This is a genomic window from Paraburkholderia youngii (genome assembly GCF_013366925.1).
In the GTDB taxonomy this organism is placed as follows: Bacteria; Pseudomonadota; Gammaproteobacteria; order Burkholderiales; family Burkholderiaceae; genus Paraburkholderia; species Paraburkholderia youngii.
Genome location: NZ_JAALDK010000003.1, coordinates 73,411 through 88,740, shown reverse-complemented (window position 1 = coordinate 88,740; position 15,330 = coordinate 73,411). Strand labels below are relative to the sequence as shown.

Genomic DNA, 15,330 nt, shown 5'->3' with positions numbered 1-15,330 from the left:
TGCTCTATCTTCCCTGCCGGACTATGTCGGGCGATATCGATGAGAGTTCATATTGGCCCAAGGATTGCGCGCCTCAGAACAGAAGCATCGCCCCGATCGCCCAACATAGTTTCGTGAACCTACAGGCTATTCAGAAAGGCGAGCAGTTGGTCTGTCGGGCGGAAGCGCCCCGCCTTGCCGCGTAGCGGCGACATCTTCGCAAGGGCCTGCTCCTTCATTGCAAGCGTCGCCTCGAGATAGATCTGCGTTGTTTCTACCGATTCGTGCCCGAGCCACAACGCAATCACTGAGCGAGGAACGCCCGATTGAAGAAGGTCCATAGCCACCGTATGCCTCAAGCAGTGGACTGTGATCCGCTTCTTGTTCAAGGAGGGACACACTCTTGAGGCCGCTTCTCGATGTTTGTTTAGCAGATACTGCACGCCGTGAACACTGAGACGTCCTCCCCTGGCGTTCGGAAACAGCACATCACCATCACCGCGCTGCGGCTCATGCAATCAGGATTTCAATACGGCTCGCGTGGACCTCGTGACCGGCGTGCAGCGTTCCTTACGGCCCTTGCCGACTACGCGCACATGAGCGCCGGCACCCAGAACGAGGTCGTCACGTTTGAGTCCGGTCATCTCGGATAAACGCAGGCCGGTCTGCGCAGCCACCAGCAGGAAGGCATGATCGCGTCGGCCGGACCAGGTACGTTGATCTGGCGCGGCAAGGAGTGCGTCGACCTCCGGACGGGTCAGGAAGTTGACGAGCGTGCGGGTGAAGCGCTTGCTGGGAATGGCAAGCACGCGCTGAATCTGTGCGGAATGCTCCGGGGCTTCGAGTGTTGCGTACCGGAAGAACGAGTGAATTGCCGTGAGGCGGAGATTGCGGCTGCGGACGCTTACGTCATGGTGCTTCTCCAGGTCGTCCAGAAACGCCGCGACCAACGGGGCGTCAATGTCCCTGAAGTCCATACCTGACGGCGGCTTGTGCAGGCGTTGCTCGGCGAACCTCAGAAACTGGCGGAAGGTGTCTCGATACGAGATGATGGTGTGAGGACTGGCCTGCCGCTGCTGCATCAGGCGCTGTATAAAGAAGCGTTCCAGAAGGGGAGCAAAGCTGGCAGACGTGTTCATGAGCGGTTCTCCCAATGCCGCTCGAGTCGGCGCATCGACTCGCGCATGAGTTCCGGCAAAGCGTTGAGGTACCACTGCGTATCGGCCACATGGACATGACCGAGGTAGGCCGACAGGATGGGCAGACGACGCTCGGGGTCCTGTCCGGACCGGTACCAATGTAAAAGCGTTCTCGTCGCAAAGACGTGCCTCATGTCATGCAGCCGTGGCCCGTGACTGTCGAATTCGCCGCGCAGCCCAATCTGGCGGGAGAGTCGATAAAAGGCGCGATGAATCTCGCTGTTGTCCAGCCGGTTTCCGCTGTTGGAAACGAACATGTAGGATGACACGGTTCGCCCGGTCCAAAGACATTGCCGGCGTGCAATGTAGGTGGCCAATACCTTGCAGGTCGAAGCATGTAAAGGCGCGAGTCTCGACTTGCCGAACTTGGTGCCGCGAATCGTCAATATTCCTGTCGTCCGATCGACGTCTTCAAGCTCAAGGTTTCTGACTTCACCCAGACGCATACCCGTTACGCTGAGGAGCCCGAACAGGCAATGATACGTCCATGGCTGCAGTTCATCCCGTTGGAACCTGCATGGCATATGAAGTGCTGCGTCCAGCAGCGCCCGGATCTCGCCGTCCGAATATAGATATGGTCGTGCCCGCGTCGGCCGAAACGGAAGTAGGCCCTGCGCTGGGATCTGGGTGCGTGGATCGGTTGCACTGCGATAGCGCGCGAACAAACGGACAAAGCCCAGCCTCTGTGCCCAGCTTGCGGGTCGCTGGTGTGATGGTTGTTGAGCCCATTCGAGAGCGAGCGATTGCGTGATGTACGAGGCACGGCGTTGTTCGATGAAACCGACAAAGTCGCGCAATCCCTTGTCTGCCTCATTCAGCTTGAATCCCAGGGCACGTCTCACGGTGACGTACTCCTCGACTGCTTGCCGAAGCGTGTTCATCGCACACCTCCTGGCCATGGCACGGCCAGCGTACGCAGCGCCTTGATATCGACCTTCGTGTAAATCCTCGTGGTCTGTGGATGCCGGTGTCCAAGGAGTTCGCCGATCTCGCCGAGCGACGCACCGTGGCACAGCATCTCGGTGGCCAATCCGTGGCGAAACTGGTGTGCTCCCATAGTCGGCGCATCAATGCCGGCGCGCTGGAGCGAATGACGCACAACGGAGCCGACCGCACAAGCGCTCCGAAACCCGGTGAACGGAGCTCTTGAGCGCAAGAATACCCGCCGACATGGGCCGGACGGTCGATCACGACTTAGAGGGTGTTAGCAACCTTGGATAATCGCCGCAGCATGAACGAGCATCAACATTGCGAAGACGACGAAATGAAGCCCTGCAAGCGTCTGCGGAAGTCGCTCGTAATCTCGTGTGAGCCGCCGAAAGCGGTTCAACCAGCCAAAGCTGCGCTCGACCACCCAGCGACGCGGCAGGAGGACAAAGCCTTTTTTCGCCTCCGGCAGCTTGATAACCTGCAGTTCAATGCCTTCATCACGCGCGGCCTGCGCCGCATCCTCCCCTGTATAGCCTTGGTCAGCGAATGCCACCTTCACTGTCTGACCCGTTACCTGCTGAACCTGGCGGGCAAGCTCGGCAACCTGCGCTCGCTCCTGCTCGTTGGCCGGCGTAATGTGCACAGCCAGCAGATTGCCCAGCGTATCGACCGCCATGTGTACCTTGCTGCCACGCTTGCGCTTATAGCCATCGTAGCCCGCACGCGGGCCGCTTTCGCACGTGGACTGCAACGTGCGTCCATCCAGGATAACCGCGCTGGGTTGCCCCCGGCGCTCCTGGGCGATACGCAGCACCGAACGCAAATCGCTAACCATCGCCTCGAAACAACCCGCGTTCAGCCACCGTTGTGTTTGCTGATAGACCAGTTCCCACGGCGGGAAGTTGGTCAGCAGCATACGCCACGAGGCACCGGCTCGCGCCATCCAGCGCAGCGCGTTGAACATTTCGCGAATTTCGTATCGGCGTTGCGGTGCCTCTTCGTTCATCAAGGTCAAGTAAGGAGCGGCGAAGCTCCATTCTTCGTCCGTCAAATCAGTCGGGTATGGCTTGCGTGGTGTCATCACACCACGATACCAGGTCCAACTGAAAGTTCATAACACCCTACAAGGGCTTCCCCGTTGAGCACAAGCTCAATCGAGGTTCGCTGTTGATACATGCTGCAATGCCGCGCTGGTGCGTGTGAGAAGGTGAAGGACTGCGGTTCTACAACCGGTCATGTTGGACCAATGGTCCGGACCCTGATGAAAGACGCGCGCAGAGGCCTCATTCTCTAGCCGGGAATGGATATCCCCGCCGTGTTATTCAGGTACGCTCCGCGCGGGTCCAACCCGCTTCACATCACCGCTGGCAGTGCAAAGTGATCGTTTCTATGTGCTCATGATGTCTGCGCCCGTTTCCCGTTGCAGGTTGGCCGACAGCCTCGAATCGGAGTCAGTCTGCCACTGGTTCGAGCTTGAAGTCATCACCATATTTCAGCACAGCCCACGCCAATCTCGCGTTCTTTGCGGCTATCGCGATGGCTGCCCGCCAGTAGCCCCGGCGCTCGACTAGGGTTCGGGCCCATCGGCTGAAGCGATCCTGTTTCTCGCCGAGGTTAGCAATGACAGCGCGGGCACCGTTGACCAGCAGGCCGCGCAGATAGGCGTCACCTGCTTTCGTAATGCTGCCCAGCCGCGCCTTACCGCCGCTGCTATATTGACCGGGCGTAAGTCCGATCCAGGCTGCCACCTGTCGGCCGTTTCTGAAGTCGTGCCCGGCACCAATACTGGCGAGCAGCGCACTTGCCGTGGTTGGGCCGATGCCGCGCAACTGCATCAGCCTCTTGCTACGCGCGTCCTCACGCGCGATCTCAGCGATCGCACGGTCGTATTCGAGCAGGCGATCCTCGATATGGCCGGCATGCTCAAGCAGATCGCTGATACTGCGCTTTGCCCAGCCAGGCAATGTGTCCAGATGTTCCGTGATGTACCTGCGCAATTTGTCCGGGCTCTGTGGCAGCACCACGCCGAATTCCCAGAGCAGGCCTCGCAACCGGTTGTAGGTCGCTGTCCTCTCTTCGACGAAACCTTGTCGTGTCCGATGCAGGCAAAGCGTTGCCTGCTGATGTTCGTCCTTCAGCGGCACAAAACGCATGCTCGGGCGCGTCACCGCTTCGCAGATTGCAGCAGCATCCGCCGCGTCGTTCTTGCCGCGCTTGCCCGACATGCGATAAGGCGCGACAAGATTGGGCGCCATGAGCTTGACCGTATGGCCGTGCCGCTGGAACATGCGGGCCCAGTGATGCGCGCCGGAGCACGCTTCCATGCCAATGAGGCACGCAGGCAACTGTGCGATCAACGTCGCCAGCTGATCGCGCGGAACACGCGGCTTGATCAGCATCGCCTTACCGGTCTCGTCCACACCGTGAACGGCAAATACATTCTTGGCAAGATCGATTCCGACAGTGATAATAGCCATGGACTTCCCCTCTCGCTGGTGTCGATGAACGTTCGCAACTTCATCCTGGCACATTGATGCCGACTCGCGGCTTCCGCCGCAGCCTCGGGACGGGGAAGTCCCTTTCATTCTCTAGGCCGTGGATAAAATTGAAACAATGTAGCCAATAACGGTTAGCCATTCGCAAAACAGATAGGCGTGGCCGCGCATCGTCAGCGACGACGCGCCTCCGGTGCACCACGCGTCAGTGTGGTATCTACCATGTGAGACGTCCGGTTTCGGTGCGCGTTAAGCTGCGCGATTTTTGGCGAGCATCAACTTGGTCGGCAGGCCCAGCAGAGGTTATCCTGTCCGCCCTTGCAGCGTGACGACTGATCAATATGGCTTGTCGTCGCGTTGCGAGTGGCATTGGGTTTCTCACGCTTTCCCGGAACCGATGAGACGATGAACCGGTGCGCGTGGCGATTGGTGTGAGCGCCGATGTAAATCTATCGTCCCCTCCCTTTTTGCAACGCTGATTCTTGACGTATCAGGCGTAAACGTTCGGGGGCGCATTTCGCCTCATCCTGCATTGAACGTCGTTTGGTGCATCGCTAGTGCCCAGGCGGTGCGCGCCAGCTTGTTGGCCAGCGCACAGGCCACCACGTTGGAATGTCGACGCATGAGCATCGAGCGCACCCAGGCGGCCAGCCGTCCGGTCTGTCGGTCCAGGCGCTGCATGTAGGCTCGGGCACACTGCACCAACAAGCGCCTGAGATTTTTGTCCCCGCGCTTGCTGCTGTCTAGTAGATTGGATCGACCGCCTGTGCTGTACTGCCGCGGTACGAGGCCAACGGCCGCGGAAAAATCGCGACTGCATCCTTATTGCTGGCCATCGCCCGTCTCCGCTGCAAGTACACTTGTGGTAATTGGGCCCACGCCCGGTATGCTCAGCAGACGCTGGCCGAGATCACCGTCGGCTAGTTGCAGCCGGATCTCCTTCTCAATCTCGTCGACCTGCCCGCCGAGGTATTTGAAGTAGGCGTGTAGACCTTGCAGCGTGCTGACCACATAGGGCGGCAACATATGTTCGGCAAGCATGGCCCGCACGCGCCAAATAACTGCCAGGCCAGTCGGTAGCCCGATGCCGAACTCGAGCAGAAAGCCATGCATCTCGTTCACGGTCTTGGTACGGTCGCGTACAAGAGATTCTCGCACCCGATGCAGTACCGACAGCGTCTGTTGGGATTCCGTCTTCGGCGTCACGAGGCGCATCGACGAACGCGAAGCTGCCTCACAGATCGGCTCGGCATCCGCAAAGTCGTTTTTGTTACTGTTGACGAAAGGCTTCACAACTGCGGCGAGATCAGCTTAACCTGATGGCTAATATCAGCCCGCTTGCGAGCGACGTAGTGCGCGCCGGCACAGGATTCCATGACCACTATGCACGCGTGAAGTGTCGCGAAGAATTCGTGCAACTGTTTGCGGCTCGCCGCACTGGATTCCGGCGACGGTGCTGCTTGGAGAACTGCGCGATGCCGGTTATGAAGGCGGCATCAGCCAACTGAAGGCATTTCTAGCGCCGCATAAGCACGCCGAAGCGGAGCCGGTGGTTCGCTTCGAGACGGCGCCGAGCAAGCAGATGCACGCCGACTTTGCGGTCATTCGCAGGGCCGCAGTGCCACTGCCGGCGTTGGTGGCGACGCGTGGCTACAGCCGTCCGAGCTTCGTGCGCTTCACCGCCGGCGAGGATGCGACGACCCTGTGCGAGTGCCTGCACGAAGCGTTTTTCCACTTTGGTGGAACGCCCGAGCAAGTGCTGTTTGATAACGCGAAGTCAGTAATTGTCGAATGCGATCCCTTCGGCGAAAGCCAGCATCGATGGAATGCTCAGTTGCTTGCACTGGCGGCAACGTACGGCTTCACACCGAAAGTATGCCGCCCCTACGGGGGGCCAAGACCAAGGGCAAAGTCGAACGTTTTGAGCGGCATCTGAAGGAGAGTTTCGTAGTGCCGCTGGCGGCGACCCTGAAGCAATCGGGCCTTACCTTGGATGATGTCGAGGCAGCGCATGCGCATATCGGGCGATGTCTTTCAGTCGCTTCTTCTGACGGCGAAGTCAATGCTCGATCAGAAAAGGCGTTCTGAGATATACGCAGAGATGCAACCATCTGCAGCGACGACGGAGGTTATTTGATTCCGTTCTTCGCAAACAAGGTTAGCGCACGCAGAAGCCACGTGAAGGATACAAAAACAATTTCCAGCGCACCAGAGCTTGGAGGCGGGCGAGCATATCAACGATGGTGCTTCGGGGATTGATGATCTCTGCCATTGCCGCGCTCACAACGTTCTCAAACGTCGCGTCTGCGACAAAACTAAGCATGTTTGTCGTAACGGCGACACCCAGAATTCTACAGTCCGCAGGAACGCAAAACTCGCCGGAAGGCCGAATCGACTAGCGATTCGCCGACTCGTGCGAATTTGGCACAAAATGTGCACAAGAGTGGTCCGCGTGGACACAATTCCGTCGAGGCATAACGCGACAGAAGAAGACAGACCACACCGACAGCTGAGCACATGTTGCCCGTTTTTGCAGCGCGGTGCTTGGCCAGCAAAATTGGCAATCTACTTTCACGTTCAATTTAAAGGGAGTACGCAGTGTCTCCACTTTCTATGGTTCGCCCTTCCGGAAAACTACTCTGTCTGGTGAGTGTACGTCGGTATGCCAATACTACTGGCGCGGCTCAATGAGTTCATTTACAAACACGAGGCAAGATTACACATTAACTGTGTCGCTTCGCGAGAAGAACGTAAATCTTGCGCCAAGGCGGAGTTATCGGAGGGTGTCTGGGTGTCTGTCATAGCTGTAGTCGAGCTTCACGATAGGCGTAATTTTCCACTGGCTCAAGAGGACTTCATGCACTTCTGGCTTCGATGCGAAACCAAACATTTTGAGCGCCGCACGCCGCTTATACCGATTCATGCAGCGATGCTAGTCAAGAAAGGGATTAGAGTCACTGTAGAGCAATCTCCGATGCGGTGCTTCTCTGACGTACAATATGAAATGGTCGGTTGTGAGATCGTAAAGCCGCAGACTTGGCAATACGCGCCTCCAGATGCGTACATCTTAGGATTGAAAGAGCTCAGTGAAGATGTCAAGGAGATCCGGCACACCCACATCTATTTCGGCCATGTCTTCAAACAACAGATGCGCGCGGGTGATCTGCTTGACAGGTTCATTCGAGGCGGTGGAACACTGCTCGATCTTGAGTATCTTCGAGACTTTAGGGGCGCAGAACTCGTAAGCCGGGGGGTAAGTTTCTGGGCGGGCGTGTGTGGTGCTGCTGTGACCCTGGAACTTATGGAAAGAAAGATGAATAATATGGCAGAAGTATCCCTCGAGAAACCGTTCCATGGCAGCTTTGAAGATCTCGTGGAGTTTTTGGAGCGGAAGATTGAAAAGGTAAGAAGCGCGAGGATTGTCATAGCTGGTGCAAAAGGAATGACCGGATCGGGAGTACGTCACCTGATGAATGTCCTTGGTCTATGCCATGAATGGTGGGGGCGAGCGGAGACTGGTTCGGGCTTGCGTAGAGAAATTTTAGATTTTGACATCCTTTTCAACTGCATACGGTCAGACGAGACAACACCCGTACTGCTTAATCAAGAAATGCTCGTGGAACCACATCGACTTTCGATGGTTGGCGACGTAAGTTGCGACGCGGCGAGTCCATATAATCCTATACGTATATATCGGGAGCCAACCGATTTCTCAAGACCGATACGAAGATGCGGTTCAGGAGAAATCGCCGTTGATGTCGTTGCCATAGACAATGTAGCGTCGCTGTTACCTGTGGACTCCAGTTCGACAATAAGCAACGAGTTGTTTCCTTTCCTATGTGAGCTGGTCATATGCAATAACTATTTGGTCTCGCCAGCGTGGTGCACTGCACATCTCAATTTTGTGTCTAGTATTGCGAGGACGCTAAATGCAAACTAGAAGTAGGAACGTGATAGTGATTGTTAACGGATGGTATTCTGGACGATACTTGGCACCTGCTTTCGTCGGTCATGGATATGAGTGCATACACGTTAGCTCCACCGAAAGAACGTCGCGTTTTGGCTACAACCCACTCGACTATATCGCGAACTTCAGTCTTGAACGGAATACCCTGTCGGAGCTACTCGCGAAGCTCCGCGCGTATTCAGTCAAAGCAATCATGCCCGGTTGCGAGTCGGGTGTCGTGGTCGCGGATTTATTAGCTGATAATTTCACTGTTCCGAGAAATGACGCTGCAACAACGTCCGCTCGCAGAAACAAATTTCATATGATCGAAGCACTCAGAAAGACTGGTGTACCCAGCATGAGGCAGTTTGCTTCACAGTCGCTCAGCGAGCTTCTCACTTGGTACAGTGAGTCGGAGTTGGGCACGGTCATATTCAAACCAACAATGGGAGCCAGGTCGGATGGTGTCGTGCTATGTTCGAGTAACAACGACATAAAAGCCGCGTTCGCGGCAAATCATGGTAAAACCAACGTGACAGGAGTAGTAAATACCGAGTTCGTGATTCAAGAACGTCTTCAAGGTGACGAGTTGATGGTAAATAGCGTCAGCTGCGAGGGCGATCACTTTGTCACTGATATGTGGATCGGTGTCGGTGGCTTGGAAGACAGAATCTCGACAGATGACTATGCCGAACTCGTAATGCGGCGGACCGAAATTTTCGAAAAGGTCGAGAGATATGTTCTTGATACACTTGACGCGCTCGGAATTCGGAACGGCGCGGCACACTGTGAGGTAATGTTGACAGTCGATGGACCGCGACTCATTGAGTGCGGCGCGCGCCTGAGCGGCGCTCAACTGTTCGCGGCCGTCGAGGAAGCGCAAGGGTACAGTCAACTTTCTGTGACGGTTGAAACAGTATTAAACCCGGGACAGTTCCGTTGGCGAGCGAACGCATTGCGTGCGTCAAGACAAGAAGGCCTGAGGTTTGTCTACATGTGTTCCAATAGGGCTGGACATGTCATGAATAATCCCGATCTTAGTCCTTTCGCCGAATTAGCGACACTGGAGCGGATGGTTGTATTTCCAGAGATCGGCGACTATCTGCCAAAGACACACGACAGCGCCGGCCGACCGGGCTATGCCTTTCTCTTATCCAACGACAATCAGGCTCTGGAGAGAGATTATGTCCGCTTTCGAGAACTCGAATCAAAGATGTTTCAGCGGTTATTGGATGCATAGTCGACCGACTGCTGGACGCAGCTTCTCGCTGAAATGGCCATTTTTAGGAAAACTGCGTTGTCGTATGTGTGCGGCAAGTCGTTGCCCTAGCGGCCCGCGAAGCGGTATGGAACTATTGTCCAATTCGTTAGCGAGGTTGTGTATCCGGCTATCGCATTGCGAGCCAACGTTTGAAATCATCGGCCGGTCGAGGTTGATACTTCGGTTTCCTCCGTACATTATCGACCCATCCCAAGAGGTATAGACACACGCACGATCAAAAAAAGCGAGTGGAACTCGCCTCGATTTTTTAGAGGAGGTTAACTTGAAATTCGCGAATCTCGTCGACCGTTTGCAGGGCGCGCGAACGTCGGCGTGGGACATTCACAAGGCGGCCCGGCGCGCAGCCGCTCGGGGCGAAGACGTGATCGTGCTCAGCGTCGGCGATCCCGACTTGCCAACTCCCGCTCCCATCGTTGACCGTGCCATTTCCGCTCTGCGCGACGGCGATACACATTACACCGGCGGCGTTGGTCGAGACAATCTGCGTGAGGCGATCGCGGCAGAACATCAGGCCGACACGGGCCGTCAGGTGACCAAGTCGAATGTGTTTGTCTGTGCCGGCGTTCAGAATGGGTTGTTCGCGTCGTCGCTCTGCGTTTGCGGGCCGGGCGACGAAGCGATTGTGCCTGAGCCGATGTATCTGACGTACGAAGCGGCAATCCGTGCTTCGGGCGCCACGCTCGTGCCCGTAGCGGTGGACGCTGCGAATGGCTTCCATCTGGACTGCAAGGCGCTTAAGTTCGCACTCAGTGCGCGCACACGCGCAATCTTCTTCGCGACGCCCTGCAATCCGACTGGCGCGGTGATGTCGCGTGAGCAACTTGAACTCATCGCTGCGCTGGCGCGCGAGCGGGATTTATGGGTCGTCGCTGACGAGGTGTATGCAGACCTCACTTTTGAGCGCGACCACACTAGCATCGCCTCTCTGGAAGGCATGGCGAGCCGAACGATGACGTTGGGAAGCTTTTCGAAGTCGTATGCAATGACCGGTTGGCGCCTAGGGTGGGTTATCGCACCGGAACCAGCGATCGGTCATCTGGGTCGACTGGCACTTTGTATGTCGTATGGACTACCGGGTTTTATTCAGCAAGCCGGCGTGGCGGCGCTTGAACAACGTCAATCCGTCATTGCCCAGATGCGAGAACTATATCGCCGTCGGCGTGATGCGGTTTTTCAATGCCTGCATGCCGTCCCAAATGTGAAATGTCTGCTTCCCGAGGCGGGCATGTTCATGATGATCGACATCCGCGAAACGGGACTGAGCACATATGACTTCACTTGGAAACTCTTTCGAGAGAAGGGCGTTTCTCTGCTGGATGCCAGTCTCTTCGGTCCTACTGCGAATGGCTTCGTGAGGCTAGGACTGGTGGTGGATGAGCAGAGACTGAATGAGGCGTGCTATCGAATCGAACAATTCGTTCGTGAGCAGTATTGATATTTGGCTAGACTTATTGAAAATTGCCATCCGGTCAACGGGCGGAAGATCTATGCAGATACGCAAACTTGGACGGAGCAACTTGAAAGTCTCTGCCCTCGGCCTTGGTTGTATGAGCATGAGCGCCCTATACGGGCCGCCGGGCGACAAACAGGAAATGATCAGCCTCATCCGAGCAGCTTATGAGCGCGGCGTTACGCTGTTTGACACAGCCGAATCGTATGGGCCGTTTATCAATGAAGAGCTTGTCGGAGAGGCATTGCAGCCAATCCGCGATCAGGTGGTTATCGCCACGAAATTCGGCTTCGACATCGACATGGCGACGGGTGAGCGCAGGGGCGGTACGAACAGTCGGCCCACACATATCAAGGCCGTGGCGGATGCCTGCCTGAAGCGCCTGCGCACCGACCGTATTGACCTCTTTTATCAGCATCGCGTCGACCCTACTGTTCCAATTGAGGATGTTGCCGGTGCGATCAAAGACCTTATTGCTCAGGGCAAGGTCAGGCACTTTGGGCTGTCGGAGGCAGGCGTGCAGACGATCCGCCGCGCCCATGCCGTGCAAACTGTGACAGCCGTCCAGAGCGAGTATTCGCTATTTTGGCGCGGGCCGGAAGGAGGGCTATTGTCGACTCTGGAAGAATTCGGGATTGGTTTCGTGGCGTTCAGTCCTCTAGGCGCCGGTTTTCTGACCGGCAGGATCGACGAAAATACCAGACTCCATCCGACAGACTTTCGCAATTCCGTCCCACGGTTCTCGCCGCAAGCGCGCAAGGCGAATAAGGCACTGATCGAGGTGCTGGAGACTTTCGCTGTAGACAAGAACGCCACGCTGGCACAGATCGCGCTGGCGTGGCTGCTGGCACGCAAAAGTTGGATCGTACCAATTCCAGGCACAACGAAGCTGCACCGCCTAGAGGAGAATCTTGGCGCCCTCGACGTCGATTTGACTGAGGAAGACGTGAGCCAGATCAGTGAGAGAATCTCGAGGATCGAGGTGAGAGGCGACCGATTGCCCGAAGCAATCTTAAAGGTGATAGGACTTTGACTTGGGGGGGGGGGCTCCACAATCAAGCATACTGAATGTTATCACTGACCGGCATATTCGAGCCATTCCCGGATCGGCGTAATCGAGCGACACATATTGCAAACCATCATGATCGGATCAGGCTAGTGTTCCGTCCCAGAAATAACTTTACGTAAATCCAGCGTGTTCTATGATCGACTCATGGTGTGTGGGAGACGATCATGGGACGTAAGGGAATCGAGGTTGTCGTTTCCCATCTGGAGCGAGAACAATTGTTGTCAATGAGCCGTTCGTGTTCGCTGCCTCATTCTCTGGTGCGCCGAGCAAAGATCGTCCTGATGGCAGCGAACGGCCATACGAGCCGGGAGATCGCGGTGCGATGTGAAGTCACTTCTCCTGCGATCACGCATTGGAAGAAGCGCTTCGTCGCGCAGGGGCTCGCCGGTCTGCATGACGAAGCGTCCGGGGCGGCCGCGCGCGCACGACGATGAAACGGTGGCCGAGCTACTGGCAAAGGTGCTGCACGAGAAACCGGGTGGCGCAACGCACTGGAGCGCGCGTTCAGCTGCTGCGCAAACGGGCATTTCGAAGAGCTCGGTGGCCCGGTATCTGTCGCTGTTCGGTGTGCAGCCTCATCGCTCGAAGAGCTTTAAGCTTTCTACCGATCCGTACTTCGTCGAGAAGGTGCGCGACATTGTCGGCCTGTATCTGAGTCCGCCCACCAACGCGCTGGTGCTGTGTGTCGACGAGAAGAGCCAATGCCAGGCACTTGAGCGCACGCAGCCAGTGTTGCCGATGGGTCTGGGCTATCTCGAAGGTGTGACGCACGACTACATCCGGCATGGCACCACAACGTTGTTTGCTGCGCTCAATGCGGCGACCGGCGAGGTCATCGCACAATGCAAGTCGCGTCACCGGCATCAGGAGTTTCTGGCCCTTCTGAAGCACATTGATCACGCAGTTCCCGAGGATCTTGACGTGCATCTGATCGTCGATAACTACGCTACGCATAAACACCCGAAGGTCAAGGGATGGCTGGCGAAACACGAGCGTTATTACATGCACTTCACGCCGACTTATTCGAGCTGGCTCAATCAGGTTGAGCGCTGGTTTGGCATGATCACGCAGCAGGCTATCAGACGCGGATCCTTCAGAAATGTGCGCCAACTGATCACCAGCATCGAGCGCTATGTCGAACGCTACAACCACCACAACCGTCCATCTTGACCGCAACCGCCTATCCCATCCTTCAGAAAGTGGCTCGGCTATGTAAAGTTATTTCTGGGACGGAACACTAAGTGGTTTTAGCATATGTGTCGCTCGGTCGGACCGGCTGCGTGCTACGTTGCGGATGCCTGTTTGTCTGTAACACTGCGACGCCTCCGCTACTTCGCCACCATCACGGCCGCCACGCGCGCCTTCGGCACCGTTGGCGTCTCAAATATGGTATGCAGCAAGTCCAACGTGACGAGCGCGGTGCTCGGATAGCTTGCAAGCGTCAACTTGACCTTGCTACCGGAAAATTCTGTGAATCGCGCATATTTCCCGCCAAACGCGAGACCGGAGGCCAACACCACGCCAGCCATCGAAATGGAAAGAACTTATTTTTTGACCCACAATTCGCACGTCCGCTAGAAACTTAAGAAATGCCGGACTGAAGGCCCGGTAGGTGCCGCAGTTGCCGAATTGAAACGATCGTGACCTACATAACGACCCCTGCAAAAACTACTGAACGCGATCGTTAATAGAAGGGATAGAGCTGTTGATGCGATATTATTTGCTCATCGTGGATGAAATCATTCCAAAAATGTCTCTGACGTCTTTTACTGGAATCGGGTCCCCGTAAGACGCACCGATTTCTGTTGCGCCTCCCTTAACGCTACGTATCTCGTCACTTAGTCGCCCCCACCGTACAGTTCTCTGTGAATCTTCGGCACTTAATCGATAGGGAACGTAAGCATAACGGCCCAATGCAGCCCCAGCAAATTTCCCTTGAATACTGCGAAACCTTATCGCCTCTGATAGCACTGTTGCGTATGAAAGCAAGGCCTTTGCCTCCGCTTTGTTTATCGTCTTAGTCGAAGAACCATGTTTCATTAGTTTCTTGTACCCATCCTTTAGTGAATTTCTATCGATTGACAAATCCGTCCTATCCTCCCTTATCCCAGCAATCCTTGTCAACGAGAGGTAGCCAGACTCTACTGCCAGATTTACCGTAGAATTTACCAGCCGCCGTGGCGCATTCACCTGCGCTCTTCCGCCGGCCGAGCCTGCAAAATCAGAGAATCGGTAAAACACGCGCCCAACGATGAATCCTGTTAAGTACAAGTCAGATGGCTTCATCACCAATCGAAGATCCGGATTTTGGTCTTCGCGATCAACTCCAATTATTTCAACTACATCTCCCTCGACGATATTTGACGCATCTGGCCTCAATTGATACAATATTCTCCCGACGGGAATATTCGGGAGCGACACAGGATCGCCCAATGCGACTCTGACCGCATTCAAGGAGTTTACATATTGTCGTTGGTCGCCAAAATCGACCCTCAATTCGGCGGCATACAAAAATGAACAGGTCGAAAAGCACCACGAAATTAAAATTGCTTTTGGTAATCTTCCCATCAAATGTCCAATGCTATATCGCGTCATTAAAAGACGGAATTCGCGAGTATTGATGCGCCCACTCATAAGCGCGAAGTTGGTCGAATCCATATAAAACGCCCCGTTTTTTAACCAAGAGATGTCATAAATGTGGATCATCGATTTGTGGCATTGAGTCGCCGCACACCATATCGCCTTTTAGGCACAGATGCATCGACTATCCATTTTTGTGCAGACAAGGCTGAATTTCCGCAATTTACCCATATCGACACTCCCATGAGATTAGCCTGGACCATATAAGCGAAATCCATGCCGGCAAGCCAATGCCAAATACCAACTGGAATCTGTAAAGCCCTTAGCAGGTTGCTGAAGTACCGCTGAAACACGTCATCGCGCAGAGTTCGTGAAGCGTTGATAGATGAACCACCACTTG

At 55.6% G+C, this 15,330-nt stretch carries 11 protein-coding genes and 3 pseudogenes; 7 read left to right on the top strand and 7 right to left on the bottom strand.

Annotation, left to right across the window (positions count from 1 at the left end):
- Positions 1-119: 119 nt before the first annotated feature.
- The 6 genes and pseudogenes from G5S42_RS38910 to G5S42_RS38885 all read right to left on the bottom strand — a co-directional run.
- Positions 120-1,118: pseudogene (locus G5S42_RS38910) on the bottom strand (site-specific integrase).
- A complete protein-coding gene (locus G5S42_RS38905) occupies positions 1,115-2,059 on the bottom strand; it encodes a tyrosine-type recombinase/integrase (protein ID WP_176112090.1) in 945 nt (314 codons plus the stop codon). The pseudogene G5S42_RS38910 and the gene G5S42_RS38905 overlap by 4 nt, the downstream one beginning before the upstream one ends.
- Positions 2,056-2,277: a tyrosine-type recombinase/integrase gene (locus G5S42_RS45325; RefSeq protein WP_312883708.1), complete on the bottom strand. Its 222-nt coding sequence runs from the start codon at positions 2,275-2,277 to the stop codon at positions 2,056-2,058. Before G5S42_RS45325 ends, G5S42_RS38905 begins: the two co-directional genes overlap by 4 nt.
- A gap of 105 nt (positions 2,278-2,382) precedes the next feature.
- A complete protein-coding gene (locus tag G5S42_RS38895; protein WP_176112088.1) occupies positions 2,383-3,189 on the bottom strand; it encodes an IS5 family transposase in 807 nt (268 codons plus the stop codon).
- Between the two features lie 370 nt (positions 3,190-3,559).
- Positions 3,560-4,585 carry an IS110 family RNA-guided transposase gene (locus tag G5S42_RS38890; RefSeq protein WP_176112039.1) on the bottom strand — a complete coding sequence of 342 codons (1,026 nt, stop codon included), beginning with the start codon at positions 4,583-4,585 and terminating at the stop codon, positions 3,560-3,562.
- Positions 4,586-5,125: 540 nt separating this feature from the next.
- Positions 5,126-6,033: pseudogene (locus tag G5S42_RS38885) on the bottom strand (IS110 family RNA-guided transposase); the annotation flags it as partial.
- A 2-nt stretch (positions 6,034-6,035) separates the two neighbouring features.
- Here G5S42_RS38885 and istA point away from each other — a divergent pair.
- The 7 genes and pseudogenes from istA to G5S42_RS38855 form a co-directional block, all read left to right on the top strand.
- A pseudogene (gene istA / locus G5S42_RS38880) lies at positions 6,036-6,640 on the top strand (IS21 family transposase); the annotation flags it as partial.
- A gap of 754 nt (positions 6,641-7,394) precedes the next feature.
- On the top strand, positions 7,395-8,543 hold the full coding sequence (locus G5S42_RS38875) for a saccharopine dehydrogenase (protein WP_312883707.1): 1,149 nt from the start codon (positions 7,395-7,397) through the stop codon (positions 8,541-8,543).
- Positions 8,533-9,789 (top strand): ATP-grasp domain-containing protein, encoded by a 1,257-nt coding sequence (locus G5S42_RS38870; protein ID WP_176112086.1) that lies wholly within the window; start codon positions 8,533-8,535, stop codon positions 9,787-9,789. The genes G5S42_RS38875 and G5S42_RS38870 overlap by 11 nt, the downstream gene beginning before the upstream one ends.
- Before the next feature lie 304 nt (positions 9,790-10,093).
- The gene (locus G5S42_RS38865) at positions 10,094-11,266 is read left to right on the top strand and encodes a pyridoxal phosphate-dependent aminotransferase (RefSeq protein WP_176112085.1); all 1,173 of its coding nucleotides are present in this window, start codon (positions 10,094-10,096) and stop codon (positions 11,264-11,266) included.
- Between the two features lie 52 nt (positions 11,267-11,318).
- A complete protein-coding gene (locus tag G5S42_RS38860) occupies positions 11,319-12,314 on the top strand; it encodes an aldo/keto reductase (protein ID WP_176112084.1) in 996 nt (331 codons plus the stop codon).
- A 200-nt stretch (positions 12,315-12,514) separates the two neighbouring features.
- Entirely contained in the window at positions 12,515-12,784 is a 270-nt protein-coding gene (locus G5S42_RS45320; protein WP_281375185.1) for a helix-turn-helix domain-containing protein, read from the top strand.
- Positions 12,744-13,520, top strand: coding sequence for an IS630 family transposase (locus tag G5S42_RS38855; protein ID WP_281375184.1), 777 nt, complete (start codon positions 12,744-12,746; stop codon positions 13,518-13,520). The genes G5S42_RS45320 and G5S42_RS38855 overlap by 41 nt, the downstream gene beginning before the upstream one ends.
- Before the next feature lie 546 nt (positions 13,521-14,066).
- Here G5S42_RS38855 and G5S42_RS38850 read toward each other — a convergent pair.
- Positions 14,067-15,056, bottom strand: coding sequence for a ribosome-inactivating family protein (locus G5S42_RS38850; protein WP_246392453.1), 990 nt, complete (start codon positions 15,054-15,056; stop codon positions 14,067-14,069).
- Positions 15,057-15,330 lie beyond the last annotated feature (274 nt).

Bases quoted from the DNA above. Each gene is read 5' to 3' on its own strand.
- G5S42_RS38905 (WP_176112090.1), bottom strand. From the start codon at position 2,059: ATGAACACGCTTCGGCAAGCAGTCGAGGAGTACGTCACCGTGAGACGT.
- G5S42_RS38890 (WP_176112039.1), bottom strand. From the start codon at position 4,585: ATGGCTATTATCACTGTCGGAATCGATCTTGCCAAGAATGTATTTGCC.
- G5S42_RS38850 (WP_246392453.1), bottom strand. From the start codon at position 15,056: ATGATCCACATTTATGACATCTCTTGGTTAAAAAACGGGGCGTTTTAT.
- G5S42_RS45320 (WP_281375185.1), top strand. From the start codon at position 12,515: ATGGGACGTAAGGGAATCGAGGTTGTCGTTTCCCATCTGGAGCGAGAA.
- G5S42_RS38870 (WP_176112086.1), top strand. From the start codon at position 8,533: ATGCAAACTAGAAGTAGGAACGTGATAGTGATTGTTAACGGATGGTAT.
- G5S42_RS38895 (WP_176112088.1), bottom strand. From the start codon at position 3,189: ATGACACCACGCAAGCCATACCCGACTGATTTGACGGACGAAGAATGG.
- G5S42_RS38855 (WP_281375184.1), top strand. From the start codon at position 12,744: ATGACGAAGCGTCCGGGGCGGCCGCGCGCGCACGACGATGAAACGGTG.
- G5S42_RS38860 (WP_176112084.1), top strand. From the start codon at position 11,319: ATGCAGATACGCAAACTTGGACGGAGCAACTTGAAAGTCTCTGCCCTC.